General features: G+C 45.6%; 5 protein-coding genes. All 5 read left to right on the forward strand.

Translation table 11 applies throughout. The annotated features are described in order from the left end of the window. Window positions 1-15 precede the first annotated feature (15 nt). On the forward strand, window positions 16-1,026 hold the full coding sequence (locus tag NDI48_12735) for a TauD/TfdA family dioxygenase (GenBank protein MEP0832070.1): 1,011 nt from the start codon (window positions 16-18) through the stop codon (window positions 1,024-1,026). A gap of 114 nt (window positions 1,027-1,140) precedes the next feature. Continuing rightward, window positions 1,141-4,416: a non-ribosomal peptide synthetase gene (locus tag NDI48_12740; protein ID MEP0832071.1), complete on the forward strand. Its 3,276-nt coding sequence runs from the start codon at window positions 1,141-1,143 to the stop codon at window positions 4,414-4,416. Further along, entirely contained in the window at window positions 4,416-10,136 is a 5,721-nt protein-coding gene (locus NDI48_12745) for a non-ribosomal peptide synthetase (protein ID MEP0832072.1), read from the forward strand. Before NDI48_12740 ends, NDI48_12745 begins: the two co-directional genes overlap by 1 nt. A gap of 245 nt (window positions 10,137-10,381) precedes the next feature. After that, window positions 10,382-14,755: an amino acid adenylation domain-containing protein gene (locus tag NDI48_12750; protein MEP0832073.1), complete on the forward strand. Its 4,374-nt coding sequence runs from the start codon at window positions 10,382-10,384 to the stop codon at window positions 14,753-14,755. A 116-nt stretch (window positions 14,756-14,871) separates the two neighbouring features. After that, complete coding sequence (locus tag NDI48_12755) at window positions 14,872-16,263, forward strand: aspartate aminotransferase family protein (protein MEP0832074.1); 1,392 nt, start codon at window positions 14,872-14,874, stop codon at window positions 16,261-16,263. Window positions 16,264-16,521 lie beyond the last annotated feature (258 nt).

The following is a 16,521-nucleotide window of genomic DNA, read 5'->3' on the forward strand; positions in this document are numbered from 1 at the left end:
CTGACCCCTAACAGCATGAAATTCAAAACGACCAAACGCCAAGCCGTCAAAGTATCGCCAACCGACCTAGCCAAAGCTGAGTTGTTCCAGCCGGAACAGCTGCTGCCTTTGGTAATTCAACCCGCTGTTGAAGGCATTAACTTGGTCACTTGGGCAGCTAACAATCGAGATGCGATCGCATCCTGGCTTTTGCAACATGGTGGTCTTTTATTCCGGAACTTTAATATTAGAGAAGTCGTTCAATTCGAGCAATTTATCCAAACCCTTTCCGGAACGTTGCTGGACTATTCCTATCGTTCAACACCGCGCAGTAAAGTTAGCGGTAAAATCTATACCTCCACCGAATATCCTGCTAATCAATCGATTCCCTTACATAACGAGATGGCTTACTCTCTGAATTGGCCCATGAAAATCTGGTTTTGCTGCCTAAAAGCAGCTGAATTGGGAGGGGAAACACCAATCGTAGATAGTCGAAAAGTCTTTCAACGTATCGACTCTAAAATCAAAGATAAATTTATGCAAAGAAAGGTGATGTATGTCCGAAATTATAGTGACAATTTAGACCTTTCATGGGAAAATGTATTTCAAACCAAAAATAAATTAGAAGTCGAAAATTATTGTCAAAGTGCTGGCATTGAATTCGAGTGGAAAGATAGCGGCAAGCATTTAAGGACTCGTCAAGTTTGTCAAGCCGTTGCCACACATCCTAAAACAGGGGAAACCGTGTGGTTTAACCAAGCTCATTTATTCCATGTCTCCAGTTTGAATCCGGAAGTCCGCCAAACACTTCTGTCAACGATAAAAGAAGAAGACCTTCCGCGTAATGTTTATTACGGCGATGGTTCTCCGATTGAAGCTTCTGTATTAGATGAAATTCGCGAAATATATCAGCAGGAAGCTGTTACCTTTCCTTGGCAAGAAGGGGATGTCTTGATGTTAGACAATATGCTAATAGCTCATGGACGCAAGCCGTTCGTGGGTTCTCGGAAAGTTGTAGTAGGAATGGCAGAACCTTTTAGCGCTTAACCGAGAAGGGAATATGAGTTTAAACCACAGCTTAGAGTAGATAAATATAAAGACTGCTTCAGATAGAAAAGATTTTTTTGAAAATATTTAGCTCAAGAGAATGGAGTTAAGACTATGCAGGGGCTATCGATAGAGGGGTTTCGACTTTCCCCTCAGCAAAAGCGTTTGTGGATACTACAGCAACGTGTACACAGTCAACCTTATCGCGTTCAATGTACTGTTCTCATTGAGGGGAATCTCAATACACAAATTTTAGAGTCAGCCTTACAAAAGGTTATTGAAAAATACGAGATTCTTCGCACTAACTTTCAGGCGTTGCCGGGGATGGACTTTCCCCTACAAGTCATCACCGCTAACAGCCAACCAGTCGTTCGTTACCATGATTTGAGTTGTTTATCGCCTGAAGAACAACACGCTAAAATTGAGGCACTATTTAACGCCAGTAATCAGCTACTTTTTGACTTCGAGCAGGGTTCTGTTGTAGATATTTCTCTAGTCATTCTTGCGCCCAATAAGCATATATTGCTGGTTAGCTTACCAGCTATGAACTCGGATGCGGCAAGTATCGAGAATCTTGTGCGTGAAATCAGCCGCTTTTATGCAGCAGAGTTGCAGAATCAGGAATTGGAAGATGAGCCATTACAGTATGTTGATATTGCTGAATGGCAAAATGAATTGTTTGAAGGCGAAGAAGCGGTAGTTGGAAGAGAGTATTGGCGGAAAAAGAATTTTTCTGATTTGGCAAAGTGGCAGCTTCCTTATGAAAATCAGCCTGCCGTAAAGCCAGGATTTGTACCTGAATTTATTAACTTAGCATTCGACTCCAAGACTGTCGCCAAGCTGGAAGAGATTGCTCAAAACTACGGCACTTCAATTTCTGTCCTTCTGGAAGCTTGCTGGCATATCTTGCTCTGGCGTCTTACCGGACGGTCAGATATTGTTGCTGGCAGGTATTGTAAGGGGCGGAATTATGAAGAACTAGAGTCTGCGTTAGGGCTGTTAGCTAAATATTTACCTGTTAATAGTCATTTAGAAGATAAATTTAAATTCCTTGATGTATTAAAACAAATTGATGAATCGATAAACGATGCCTTTAAATGGCAGGAATCATTTACTTGGGAACAAATTCCAGCAGAGAATGAAAAAGACTTAAATTCATCGTTTTTTCCCTTTTGTTTTGAATTCGATGAACAGCCGAAGCGGTATTCTGCTACTGGCGTATCGTTTTCTATTTACAAACAATATGTTTGTGTTGAACCGTTTAAAGTGAAACTCTCCTGTATTCGTCAGGATAATTCTGTAATCGCGGAATTTCACTACGATTCAACGTTATTTCAGGTAGAAGATGTTGAACGCTTGGCAAGATACTTTCAAACCTTGTTGATAAGTGTCGCAGAAAAGCCTGAAGCTGCTATTGGTGAGTTGGAGATTTTGAGTGAGTGCGATCGCAAACAACTGCTCGTCGAATTCAACAACACCCAGGCCAATTATCCCAAACACCTTTGCATCCATCAATTAATCGAGCAGCAGGCAGCACGCACCCCTGACAACATTGCCGTTGTCTTTGAAAACCAACAACTGACTTACGCCCAACTCAATACCCGTGCCAATCAACTCGCCCATCACCTGCAAACGTTAGGCGTTGGTGCTGAAACGATTGTGGCGCTGTGCGTAGAGCGTTCCCTGGATATGCTCGTTGGTTTATTGGGAATTCTCAAAGCAGGTGCAGCTTACCTCCCATTAGACCCTATCGTTCCAATCGATCGCCTTTCTTACATGGTGCAAGATGCTGGGGCATCTGTCATCTTGACCCAACAGGACTTAGCTCAAAGGTTCTCCGAACAAGCAACACCGCTCATCTGTTTGGACAGCGACTGGGAGGTTATTGCTCAGCAACCGGATGAGAATCCACTCAGTAAAGCAACGCCTGAGAATTTAGTGTATGTAATTTACACTTCAGGCTCAACCGGAAAGCCTAAAGGTGTTGCTGTCGAGCATCGTCAACTCCTCAATTACCTATACGGTATCTTAGAAAGACTAGATTTGCCGGAGGGTACTAGCTTTGCAACGGTTTCTACCTTTGCGGCAGATTTAGGGAACACGGCTATTTTCCCAGCCTTGTGTACAGGTGGATGTTTACACATCATCTCGCACGAACGGGCAACGAGTCCGGAGGCATTAGTAGAGTATTGTGAAAGTCATCGGATTGACTGTCTTAAAATTGTCCCTTCTCACTTAAACGCTCTTTTGACAGCTTCCCACCCGGAGCAGATTTTGCCGAAACAGTATCTGATTTTGGGGGGTGAAGTGCTGAGTTGGCAGTTAGTTGAGAAAATTCGGCAGTACGTACCTAGTTGTCAAATCCTCAACCATTACGGGCCAACTGAAACGACTGTCGGTGTCTTGACTTATCCTGTCCATGAGCGAATGAGGGATAAATCTGAGACAGTACCCTTAGGGCGTGCGATCGCAAACACCCAAGTTTATATTCTCGACCATTACCTGCAACCTGTACCCATCGGGGTGGCTGGTGAGCTGTACATTGGTGGGGATAGTGTGGCGCGGGGCTATCTCAATCAACCGCAACTAACGGCTGACAAGTTTATTACCATCGAGCATTTGGGCAGGCAGGATGCCCACCCCACAAGAGTTTACAAAACTGGGGACTTGGCTCGTTATCTCCCAGATGGCAATATTGAGTTTTTGGGTCGGGTAGATGACCAAGTCAAGATTCGGGGTTTCAGAGTTGAGTTAGGAGAGATTTCATCCCTACTTGCTCAACATCCCAGTGTCAGGGAGAGTGTAGTTCTGGTTCGGGAAGATGAACCGGGAAATCAGCGTTTAGTTGCTTATATTCTCCCCCATCCCGATGCTAAACCTGTCGTCAGCAACTTAAAAGACTTCTTGCAAGAACAGTTGCCCGACTACATGATACCCACTGCCTTTGTACTGTTAGATGCTTTTCCGCTAACGCCCAATGGCAAAATAGACCGCCTTGCCTTGCCTGCGCCAGACAGCGCTAGATTCAATTTAAAAGAATATGTAGCTCCTCAAACCCCCATTGAAGAAGTGCTAGCTGATATCTGGGCTGACATCCTGAAAATCGAACGAGTGGGAATTCATGACAATTTCTTCGACTTGGGTGGACATTCCTTGCTAGCCACTCAATTGATATCGCGGGTACATAAAATCTTACGAGCGCAATTAACTCTGCGCGACTTATTTGAAGAACCAACGATCGCAAATCTGTCAAAAATCCTCATCGCCAATGAAGCCAAACCGGGGCAGACAGAAAAGATTGCTCTCACTCTAAAGAAGATTAAGACGATGTCTGCCGAAGAGAAGAAAAAACTTCTAGCTCAGAAGAAGAAAGAAGGAGTTCGCGTCTAATGCATCCAACCAATTCTCCAAATCCGACTGCGCTTTCTGCCGATGAGCTTGAGCTTCTCGATTTCCTCCTTGAGGATGAAGACATCGAAGTCTCTGTGACGCAGACGATTTCCCGCAGAGAAAATTTAGAGGAAGCGCCTCTCTCCTTTGCTCAAGCTAGGCTGTGGTTTTTAGATCAACTGGAACCCGGTAGTTCTGCTTACAACATACCCGCTGCTGTGCGTTTGGTTGGGGTACTCAATGGGGCGGTGCTAGAGCAGAGTTTGAATGCCATTATCCAGCGTCACGAAATCTTACGCACGAGGTTTGTACTGGTAGACGAGCAACCCGTCCAAGTCATCACCCCAACCCTGACTGTAACGCTGCCAGTGGTAGATTTGCAGCAACTTACTGACCCGGAAGCCGAAATTCAGCGGCTTGCTGCCCAAGAGGCTGAGCAACCCTTCGACCTCACCAAAGGGCCGTTGCTACGAGTCACGCTGCTGAAATTAGGCGAGACAGAGCATATACTCCTGTTTACCATTCACCATATCATCTTCGATGCTTGGTCAAGAGAGGTACTGATTCGGGAACTGGCAACGCTTTATGAAAGCTTCTCCCGTGGACAATCTGCCCTCCTGCCTGAACTTCCTATCCAATACGCTGACTTCGCATACTGGCAACGGCAGTGGTTGCAAGGGGAAGTACTCGAACAACAACTAACTTACTGGAAGCAACATTTAGGGGGCAACCTCCCCGTGTTGCAACTCCCTAGCGATCGGCTTCGCCGGTGCCCCTTGGGCAATCGCGCACGACCCCCTGTTCAAACGTTCCGGGGAGCTACCCAGGAGTTTGAGGTAACAGCACCTCTGACTGAAAAACTCAAACAGCTAGGCCAGTCCGAAGGCGTTACTCTGTTTATGACTTTGCTGGCGGCATTTGAGACACTCCTCTACCGCTATACCAACCAAGAGGACATCTGTGTAGGCTCACCGATTTCCAATCGTAACCGCAGCGAGATCGAACCCCTGATTGGTTTTTTTCTCAATACTCTGGTATTACGCACCGACTTATCAGGCAATCCTCCGTTTCAAGAGTTATTGGCACGGGTGCGGCAAGTCGCTTTAGACGCTTATACTCATCAAGACCTTCCTTTCGAGGTACTGGTAGAAGCTCTACAGCCAGAGCGTTCCCTATCGCACACGCCATTGTTCCAGGTCATGTTTATCTTACAAACTGCACCCTTGGAGCCTCTGGAACTGCCAGGAGTTACCCTCACTCCCTTGAAAATGCCCGGAGTGACGGCAAAGTTTGATTTGACTTTATATCTCAGGGAAACTGAGCAGGGATTAACGGGAGCATTTGAATACAGCACCGATTTATTCGACGAGGCGACCATTGCGCGGATGGTGGAACATTTCCAAAGCTTGCTCGAAGGTATCGTTGCCAATCCCGCTCAACGTCTCTCAGAATTGCCACTCTTGACGGAAGCTGAACAGTATCAATTACTGCTGGAGTGGAATAACACTCACTCCGAGTATCCTCAAGACCAGTGTATTCATCAACTCTTTGCAGCCCAAGTCGAACGGACACCCGATGCTGTCGCCGTTGTCTTTGAAGATGAACATTTGACCTATCGACAGCTCAACGAGCGGGCAAATCAGCTAGCGCATTACCTACAGCAGCTAGGAGTATGGCCAGAGGTACTGGTGGGGATTTGTGTAGAGCGATCGCTCGAAATGGTAGTCGGACTTTTGGGCATCCTCAAAGCGGGTGGAGCTTACGTCCCTCTCGATCCAGCTTATCCCCCAGATCGCTTGGCGTTCATGCTCGAAGATGCCCAAGTTTCAGTGCTGCTCACTCAGGAGAACTTGGTCGCTGCGTTACCGAAACATCAAGCTAAGGTTGTATGTCTAGATGCCGACTGGGAAGGTATTAGTCAAGCCAGCGATGACCCTAGCACCAACACGGCAACCCCCGAAAACTTAGCCTATATCATCTACACGTCCGGCTCTACTGGCAAACCCAAAGGCGTACAAATTCCCCACAGTGCCTTAGTGAACTTTCTCACAGCAATGCGCCAGACGACCGGGCTAAATGAGAGAGATATCCTTTTATCTGTCACCACACTCTCATTTGATATTGCCGCACTGGAATTGTACCTACCGCTGATTATGGGGGCTTGCACCGTTATTGTTAGCCGTGAAGTTGCTGCTGACGGCACCCAATTATTAAAACGCCTGTATGGCACAAAAGGAACAATTATGCAAGCTACTCCCGCTACTTGGCGGCTATTATTAGCGGCGGGATGGCAGCAGAACTATCCCCTAAAAATCCTCTGCGGAGGTGAGGCTCTATCGCGCGAACTTGCCAATCAGTTGCTCGAACAGGGGACTGAAGTCTGGAACTTATACGGCCCAACAGAAACAACGGTTTGGTCAGCCGCTTATAAAGTAGAGTCTAAAGAGGGTATTGTTGCGATCGGGCGACCGATCGCTAACACTGAATTTTACGTTCTCGACTCCCATCAGCAGTTAGTTCCCGTAGGGGTTCCCGGTGAATTGTACATCGGTGGTGCTGGGTTAGCTCGTGGTTATCTCAACCGAGTCGAACTGACGGCAGAAAAATTTATTACTGTAGAGCATTTGGGCGGCGAGGATGCCCACCCCACAAGGCTTTACAAAACGGGAGATTTGGTGCGCTACCGACCCGATGGAACGCTGGAGTATCTGGGACGGATTGACGATCAAGTTAAAGTCCGGGGTTTTCGCATTGAGTTGGGAGAAGTTGAAGCGGCACTCAGTCAACACCCCGCAGTAAGAGAAACAGCGATCGCACTTCGGGAGCATGAACCCGGAAATTCGTCCTTAGTTGCCTATGCCGTCCTGCACCCAGAGCAGACTTTAACGATAACCGAGTTGCGCCAATTTTTGGAGGCAAAGCTACCGAAGTACATGGTGCCATCTGCGTTAGTACTGCTCGAAGCGCTACCTCTGACACCCAATGGCAAGGTGAACCGCCGCGCACTGCCAGCGCCAGATTGGTCGCAACGCAACTCAGAGCAGGCTTATACTGCACCTCACACCCCCGTTGAGCAGGTTATCGCTGACATCTGGGGAGAAGTGCTAGGTGTTCAGCAGGTGGGGATTGATGACAACTTCTTTGAGCTTGGGGGGCATTCCTTATCGGCAACTCAGCTAATTTCCAGGTTGCGAAATGTTTTCCAACTCGAACTGCCTTTGCGCCATATCTTTGAGTATCCTACAGTGGCAAGTTTGGGGAAAGCGATCGCAAAATTGCAGCAATCCAAAGATGATGTACAGGTTTCGCCTCTACAACCCATCTCTCGCAATGGCAACCTGCCCCTTTCCTTTACCCAACAACGATTGTGGTTCCTCGATCAGTTGGAGCCAAACAACACCACCTATAATATGCCTGCTGCGGTACGTCTGATGGGTGCGATCGACATTGCAGCACTAGAGCAGAGTTTCAACGAAATCGTGCGGCGTCACGAAGTCTTGCGTACCACCTTTATCGTTGCTGATGGGCAACCCGTTCAGGTTATCACCCCAACTTTGACCCTAACCATTCCGGTGGTGGACTTGCAAGCGTTACCGGAAACCGAACGAGACGCTGAAGTTCTGCGACTGGCAAAGCGAGAAGCTCAATTACCCTTTAACTTAACCAAGGGTTCATTGCTGCGAGTCACGCTGCTGAAATTGAGTGCATCGGAACACATCCTCCTGTTCACAATTCACCATATCATCTGCGATGGTTGGTCGCTGGGAATATTCATCCGAGAGTTCACCACGCTTTACGACGCCTTTTCTCAGGGAAAACCATCACCCCTACCAGAACTCCCCATCCAGTATGCTGACTTTGCTCACTGGCAGAATCAGTGGTTACAGGGAGATGTGTTGGAAAACTTGCTGTCTTACTGGCAGCGACAACTCGCAGGTGCGCCTTCAACGCTAGCACTACCGATGCAGCAACAGCGCCCTGCCGTTCAGAGCTTCCGAGGCGAAACCCAATCGTTCCAACTCTCTGTTGCCACAACCGAACAACTCCAAATTCTCAGCCGCCAAGCAGGGGTTACCCTGTTCATGATTCTACTGGCAGCCTTTCAAACCCTGCTACACCGCTACACCCATCAAGATGATATTGTCGTAGGCACCGATGTGGCCAATCGCAACCGCCACGAAACTGAATCCCTCATCGGGTTTTTTGTCAACCTCTTAGTCATGCGGACTGACTTATCTGGCAATCCCAGTTTTCGGGAGTTACTTGAACGGGTGCGCGAAGTCGCCTTAGGAGCCTATGCTCACCAAGACTTACCCTTCGCCAAGTTAGTAGAGGCTTTACGTCCAGAGCGAAATTCAAGTCATACGCCACTATTCCAAGTATTGTTTGTGCTGCAAAATGCTCCCTTGCCAGCATTAGAGCTTTCCGGTTTAACCGTTACGCCAATAGAGATGAATACCGGAATCACTAGATTTGACTTAGCTCTATTTATGGAAGAAACAGAGCAAGGAATTATTGGGACTTGGAAATACAGTACTGACTTGTTTGAAAAATCTGCGATCGCTCGCCTTTCAGGTCATCTTGAGACATTACTTAGCAGCATTGTCAAAGACCCCGATACTCGAATTGATACCTTAGAAATGTTAAGTGAAGCTGAAAAACAAAAACAACTTGCCGAACAAACCCAGCGCGACAAAGCAAAGTTCAACAAATTCAAAGCCATTAAACCCAAAGCGGTCAGTTTACCCCAAAAGCAATTAATCAAAACTAGTTTTCTTCAACCCGAACAATCCCTACCTTTAGTCATTGAACCGGATAGCGATGAAATCGACTTAGCCGACTGGGCAAGTAGCCACCGAGAATTCATCGAAACTAACTTGCTCAAACACGGAGCTATCTTATTCCGAGGATTTAATCTCAATTCTGCTGCCGATTTTGAAAACGTGGCTAATGCCATTCACCCGAATTTGTTCGGAGAGTATGGAGACTTACCTCGCGAAGGAGTTAGCGGTAAAGTTTACGGTTCCACCCCTTATCCACCCGATAAAGCCATCCTCTTCCACAATGAAAGTTCTCACTTGCACCGCTGGCCCCTAAAAATCTGGTTCTTCTGTGTCCAACCCGCACAGCAAGGGGGAGAAACTCCTATTCTTGATTGTCGAAAAATCTATCAACTCCTCAATCCAAAGTTGCGAGAAAAATTCGAGAAAAAGCAATTGATGTACGTTCGTAACTACATTGAGGGCTTAGATGTCAGTTGGCAAGATTTCTTCCACACCACCGACAAAACCGAAGTTGAAAACTACTGCCGTCAAGCAGGAATGGAATTTGAGTGGCTAGAGAACAATGGCTTGAAAACTCGCAAAATTCGCCCCGCAGTAGCGGGGCATCCCAAAACTGGGGAGTTGGTATTTTTCAATCAACTTCAGTTACACCATGTATCCTGCTTAGACTCAGTCGTTCGCCAATCGCTGCTGTCTTTATTTGGGGAAGATAAGCTACCGCGCAATGTTTATTACGGTGATGGAACTCCCATTGAAGATTCAGTAATGGCAGAAATTGGAGCCATCTATCAAGAAAATCAAATTAGTTTTTACTGGCAGAAAGGGGACATCTTGATGTTGGATAATATGCTGACTTCCCACAGCCGCAATCCTTATGTCGGTTCCCGCAAAATTGTTGTCGCGATGGGAGAATTGATAACTAATGCGAACGTTTAGTGTTGATGGATGATTAGGCGTGTCTGCTCATATCTTGCATCATTCTCAGTAGATAGCATAGCCCACCGTTTTAGTAAGCGTTTAGTCCTCTTAAGAGGACTTGAGCTATTAGCCAGGGATTTGAATCCCTGGCGGGTGATTGGGATTGCGAAGATATGAAAGATAGATAGGTCGATTTTTTCGCTTCCTCACTAGAAGGAAAGGAAAATTTAAAAGATAAAATTGGTAGAATTCAGGATTAATCAATGCAAACTCTTCAAGGATTTCGGCTATCACCCCAACAAAAGCATCTTTGGTTATTACAACAAGATAGCTTGGCTTATTGCGCTTCTTGTGCTATCCAAATTGAAGGTAATCTTAACGTACAAGCCTTAAAATCAGCCTTAAATCAAATTGTTAATAGGCATGAAAGTCTCCGCACCACCTTTCACCGACAGCCTGGAATTAAAATTCCCATCCAAGTCATAGCAGAGAGTGGAACCCTATCTTGGAATCAAGTCAATCTGAAAGAATTAAATTTTCAAGAACAATCAGCATACATTGAGCAACTATTTCAAGATACAGGAGGCTTTAATTTCAAATCTAAACCAGAATCTATCTTGTCTTCATCTTTATTAACGCTGTCAGACAATCAGCATATTTTGCTCGTAACGTTGCCAGCGTTCTGTGCAGATAGTTGGACACTAAAAAACCTGGTTAAAGAAATCAGCCAAACCTATCAAGCTTATTTCAAGGACGAAAATTTACCCGATGAAGAACCCGTACAATACATCCAATTCTCTGAATGGCAGAATGAACTTCTAGAGGACGAGGATGCCGAAACTGGAAAAGGTTACTGGCGTAATCAAGCTTTTCCAAATCTAGCGCTTCCGTTTGAGGGTAAATCTCAGAGTTCAGCGCGATTTGAGCCGGAAGTTTATACTGTAAAAATTAATCCCGATGTTGCGGCTAAGCTGGATGCGATCGCTACTTTATATAAGACCAGCCTTTCTGAAGTATTATTTGCCTGCTGGTATACCTTACTTTGGCGACTCACAGGACAGTCAGATATTGCCATCAGCACGGTTTACAGTGGCAGAAAATATGAAGAATTGCATGAAATTCTAGGACTGTTAGCAAAATGGTTGCCTGTCCGCTGTTCTTTGCAAAAAAACTTTAATTTTAGCGAAGTCTTGTCACAACTTGGCGAAAATTTGCGTGAAGTTGACCAATGGCAGGACTATTTTGTAGGGGAAGAAAGAACAGATTCTGTTAACGATGCTGTAAACTTCCCGATTAGTTTTGAATTTGAGGAATGGTCCGAGCAGTATCGTGCTGGTGATGTTTATTTTTCGATTTGTCAGCAGTATGTCTGCTTCGATCGCTTCAAGTTGAAGCTTAACTGTGTTCGTAGAGAAGAGTCTCTTACGGCAGAATTTCACTACGATACTGAGCTATTTGATCAAGAAGCAATTCAATGCATAGTAGAGCAATTTCAGACATTGGTTGAAAGTGCTGCCAACAATCCAGAGGCGGTAGTGAGTGAGTTGAATATAATTAGCGATCGCACTCGCGATCACCTACTCGTTGAACTCAACAACACCCAATCCAACTATCCTCAAACCCAGTGCATTCATCATCTATTTGAACAGCAGGTAGAACGCACACCGGATAACATTGCCGTTGTCTTTGAAAACCAGCAGCTAACTTATGCCGAACTCAATGCAAAAGCTAATCAACTCGCGCATTATTTGAAGCGGCAGGGTGTTGGTGCTGAGGTGTTGGTGGGAATTTATGCCGAGCGATCGCTCAATAGTATCATCGCTTTACTCGGTATTCTCAAAGCTGGTGGAGCCTACTTACCCGTCGATACGGCATTACCTCAAGAAAGTTTAGCCTTCCGGTTGCAGGATGCTAAAGTTCCCGTTCTGTTGACGCAACAAGGACTCCTCAAACGGGAGGATGCTCAACCTCAGACTGTGGTTTATCTGGATGCAGATTGGGAAATCATTGCTCAAGAATCTGATGCCAATCCTACCAGCGAACTAACACCGGAAAACTTAGCCTATGTACTCTACACCTCTGGTTCTACAGGTCAACCTAAAGGTGTTGCCATTGAACATCAGCAAATGCTGAATTACCTGCACGCCATCTTGGAGAAATTGGAACTGCCTGCTGGTGCCAGCTTCGCGATGGTTTCCACCTTCGCCGCAGATTTAGGCAACACGGTAATTTTTCCCGCTTTGTATACGGGCGGATGCTTGCATATCGTATCCCAAGAGCGAGCTTCTGACCCCGAAGCGTTAGCAGAGTACTTCCAGCGCCATCCCATCGACTGTCTTAAAATCGTTCCCTCCCACCTCGCTACCCTCTTAGCCTCCTCGGCGTCCTCCTCTCTCCTGCCGCGCCAATGTCTTGTGCTGGGTGGTGAAGCGGCAAGTTGGGATTTAATTGAAAAAGTCCAGCAGTATGCACCAAACTGTCGAATTCTCAACCACTACGGGCCGACAGAAACTACCGTTGGCGTTCTCACCTATCCAGTTAAGAGCAAGGGCGATAGTTATAACGCCAAAACCGTTCCCATTGGTCGTGCGATCGCAAATACCCAAGTTTACCTACTCGACGAACAATTGCAACCCGTACCCATCGGCGTACCAGGAGAAATTTATATCGGTGGTGCCCCTTTAGCTAGGGGTTATCTCAATCGTCCCGAACTAACTGCTGAGAAGTTTATTCCTGTAGAAAATTTGCGGGGACAAGATGCCCACCCCACAAGAGTTTACAAAACTGGGGATAAGGCACGTTATTTACCCGATGGCAATATTGAGTTTCTTGGACGGGTAGACTATCAAGTTAAAATCCGAGGTTTCCGTATTGAACTCGGAGAAATCGAGGCGGTACTGAGTCAGCACTCAGGAGTGCGGCAAGCAGTTGTCTCGCTGTCTGAAGATGAATCGGGTACCAAGCGATTAATCGGTTATGTAGTTCCCAAGCAACAGCAGGCACCCAACATTAGCGACTTGCGCCAGTTCTGTTTAAACAAATTACCTGAATACATGGTGCCTTCAGCGTTTGTACCGCTCAAATCACTGCCACTAACGCCAAACGGTAAAATTGACCGTCGTGCCTTGCCAGCACCAGAACAAACTCGTCCCGAACTTGAAGGAATCTATGTCGCACCGCGCACTTCAATAGAGGCACAGTTGGCTGAGATTTGGACGAAAGTCCTCGGTTTGGAAAAAGTAGGCATCCACGACAATTTCTTCGATTTGGGGGGACATTCCCTACTCATTACTCAGCTACTTGCTAAGGTGCGAGATACTTTTAAAGTCAATCTATCCTTGCGTAGTCTGTTTAAAGACCCTACTGTAGCTAACATCGCCAAAAAAATTGCGATAGCACAACAGGCAAAACCGGGTAGCAAAGTTGAGGAAGATGCGATCGACCTGAAAGCTGAGGCAGTTTTAGACTCCACCATTCACCCAAATGGTATTCCTTATAACCCGGATATTGCCCCGACAACTATCTTTTTAACTGGCGCAACAGGTTTCTTAGGAGCTTTTTTACTTTACGAACTCCTACAGCAAACTCAATCCGCTATTTACTGCTTAGTGCGTGCTGAAACTATTGAGTCAGGTAAGAAGAAGATTCAACACAGTCTCGAATCTTACTTACTTTGGGATGAATCGTTGAATTCCAGAATTATCCCAGTCCTCGGAGACCTATCTCAACCCCTTTTAGGTCTTTCCGAAGAAATGTTTCAACAGATGGCAAGTCAAGTTGATGTCATCTATCACAATGGTGCGTTCGTTAACTTTACCTATCCCTACTCTGCACTCAAGGCAGCGAATGTACTCGGCACTCAGGAAGTTCTGAGATTAGCTAGCCAAATTAAAGCCAAACCCGTCCATTTCATTTCGACTATTAGTGTTGTTGTCCCGAACAATCGTGATGTTTCACTTGTTCGAGAGCAAGACAGCCTCGATGAGGCTAAAATCCCATCGAATGGCTATACTCAAAGCAAATGGGTGGCTGAAAAGTTAGTCACGATTGCGCGAGAACGAGGACTTCCTATCTGTATTTATCGTCCGGGACGCATATCAGGACACAGCCAAACGGGAGCTTGTAATCCTGGCGATCATACCTACAGAATGATTAAAGGCTGTATTCAACTTGGAAGTATCCCAAACCAGGATATCCAGTTAAATTTCAGTCCCGTTGATTATGTCAGTCAAGCCATTGTTTCTCTCTCAAACCAGAAGGAATCCATAGGGAAAGCATTTCATCTGGTCAATCCTCAACCGTTACCGTTGAAGGAGATGGCTAACTATATTCGCTCCTTGGGTTATCCGATTGAGTTAGTAGGTTATGAGCAGTGGCGATCGCAACTAATTAATACAGCAGATTCCTCAGAAAATGCCTTGTATCCACTGCTGTCTATTTTCGCTGAAGAAACCAGCAACACCCAGTCCAAAAACTCAGCAATCCGAAAATTAGATTGCCAGAATACTCTCACTGGACTTGCCAAAACCTCAATCAGTTGTCCTCCAGTTGATGCTGAATTATTCAGTACTTACTTCTCATACCTGATTCAAACGGGTTTCCTGAATTCTCCGGCGCTTCAACTTCAAACGACTTAGGACTAACAATTAGCCCCCCTTAAAAAGGGGGGTTAGGGGAATTGTTGTCCTACTTTACCGGATTATGCTTATCAGAATTTAAGCGTTCTCGTTATCACTATAATTCAACATCAATCATGACATTAAAACTACAGACTCAAACAGGCCAATATCTTAAAGATTTTATCCAACACTACAACCAGCGCACAAAAAAATCCAAACAAATTTCTCAAAAAATCCGCCCCTTTTTAGCTGATAATAAAGCTTCCTCACTTTTCAGTCTTCCCTTAAAGGAAATATCTTATCCGATTGTAGGAAAACGCTCTTTTGGCTCCAAAATATGGGATGTGGATGATAACGAATACATAGACCTGATAATGGGATATGGAGCGAACTTATTTGGTCACAACCCACCGTTCATTAAACAGGCTATAGAAGAGCAACTAGATTTAGGCATCCACCTCGGCACCCAATCAGAAGTTGCGGGTGAAGTTGCCGAGTTAATTTGTGAACTAACCCAGATGGAGCGGGTAGCTTTTAGCAATACGGGTACAGAAGCGATAATGACGGCAATTCGACTCGCTCGAACTGTAACTAACCGTACCAAAATTGCTTTATTTTCCGGGTCTTATCACGGTCATTTTGATGGAACGCTGGTTAAAGCACAACCGGGAAATGGCACTCTTCACGCCGCAGCTAAGGCACCGGGAATTCCAGCCAATATCGTGAAAGATATTTTGATTTTAGAGTACGGAAATCCTCATTCACTCGATATTATTAAAGACCACGAAAGCGAATTAGCCGCTGTTCTCGTTGAACCCGTACAAACCAGCAACCTCAGCTTACAGCCCAAAGAATTTCTCCAGCAGTTAAGACAACTGACAAAAGAAGCTGGAATCGCCTTAATTTTTGATGAGATGGTGAGCGGTTTTCGCATTCATCCAGGTGGGGCGCAAGCGTGGTTTGGCATTCAAGCCGATTTAGCCACCTATGGAAAAATTGTTGGCGGTGGAATGCCGATAGGCGTTATTGCGGGTAGGGCGGCTTACATGGATGCGCTCGATGGTGGAATGTGGAATTATGGAGATGACTCCTATCCTCAGGCGAAACAAACATTTTTTGCAGGCACTTATTGTAAACATCCTTTAGCAATGGCGGCGGCACGAGCTGTACTTAATCATTTAAAGAGGCATGGTGCTTCACTTCAGGAACAATTAAATCAACGCACTTCGCAATTAGCTGAAGAATTAAATGCTTATTTTGAAGAAGATAAATTATCACTTAAAATCGAAAATTTTGGTTCACTTTTTGGCTTTACCGCTTCTGGGAGTTTAGCTGTATCGCAGGATTCTGATTCACAAACTATTGCACAACTCTTAATCTACTACAAACTGCTTGACAAGGGAATCTTACTAAGAGGAAATGGTGGTTTTATATCCACAGCCCATACTGATAAGGATATTAACTCTCTAATTCAAGCTGTTCGAGATAGCATAACAGAACTGCGAAAAGGAGGATTATTAGGGTGAAACTAAGTCGGGCTGTTGCCAACCTAACTCTCCTTCAGAACTGTGCGTGAAGCGATAGAGTCGCACATGTCGCACATATAGTGCGGAAGGAGAAGTGTCGCCTAGTAAGCTGTCGTGCCTCCAAGTTGCATAAAATTGGCAACTAGCAATGGATAAGGCAATCCCTACCTGGAGATTTTGGCAGCTGACATAGTTTATTAGAGGTGGTTCCAATTCTACATCGGCTCCTTGGACTTTCCTGAACGCTTACATTTTTGA

It is taken from the genome of Microcoleus sp. AS-A8, from assembly GCA_039962225.1.
In the GTDB taxonomy this organism is placed as follows: domain Bacteria; phylum Cyanobacteriota; class Cyanobacteriia; order Cyanobacteriales; family Coleofasciculaceae; genus Allocoleopsis.

Coding starts and splice junctions, on each gene's coding strand:
- NDI48_12745 (MEP0832072.1), top strand. CDS start 4,416: ATGCATCCAACCAATTCTCCAAATCCGACTGCGCTTTCTGCCGATGAG.
- NDI48_12735 (MEP0832070.1), top strand. CDS start 16: ATGAAATTCAAAACGACCAAACGCCAAGCCGTCAAAGTATCGCCAACC.
- NDI48_12750 (MEP0832073.1), top strand. CDS start 10,382: ATGCAAACTCTTCAAGGATTTCGGCTATCACCCCAACAAAAGCATCTT.
- NDI48_12755 (MEP0832074.1), top strand. CDS start 14,872: ATGACATTAAAACTACAGACTCAAACAGGCCAATATCTTAAAGATTTT.
- NDI48_12740 (MEP0832071.1), top strand. CDS start 1,141: ATGCAGGGGCTATCGATAGAGGGGTTTCGACTTTCCCCTCAGCAAAAG.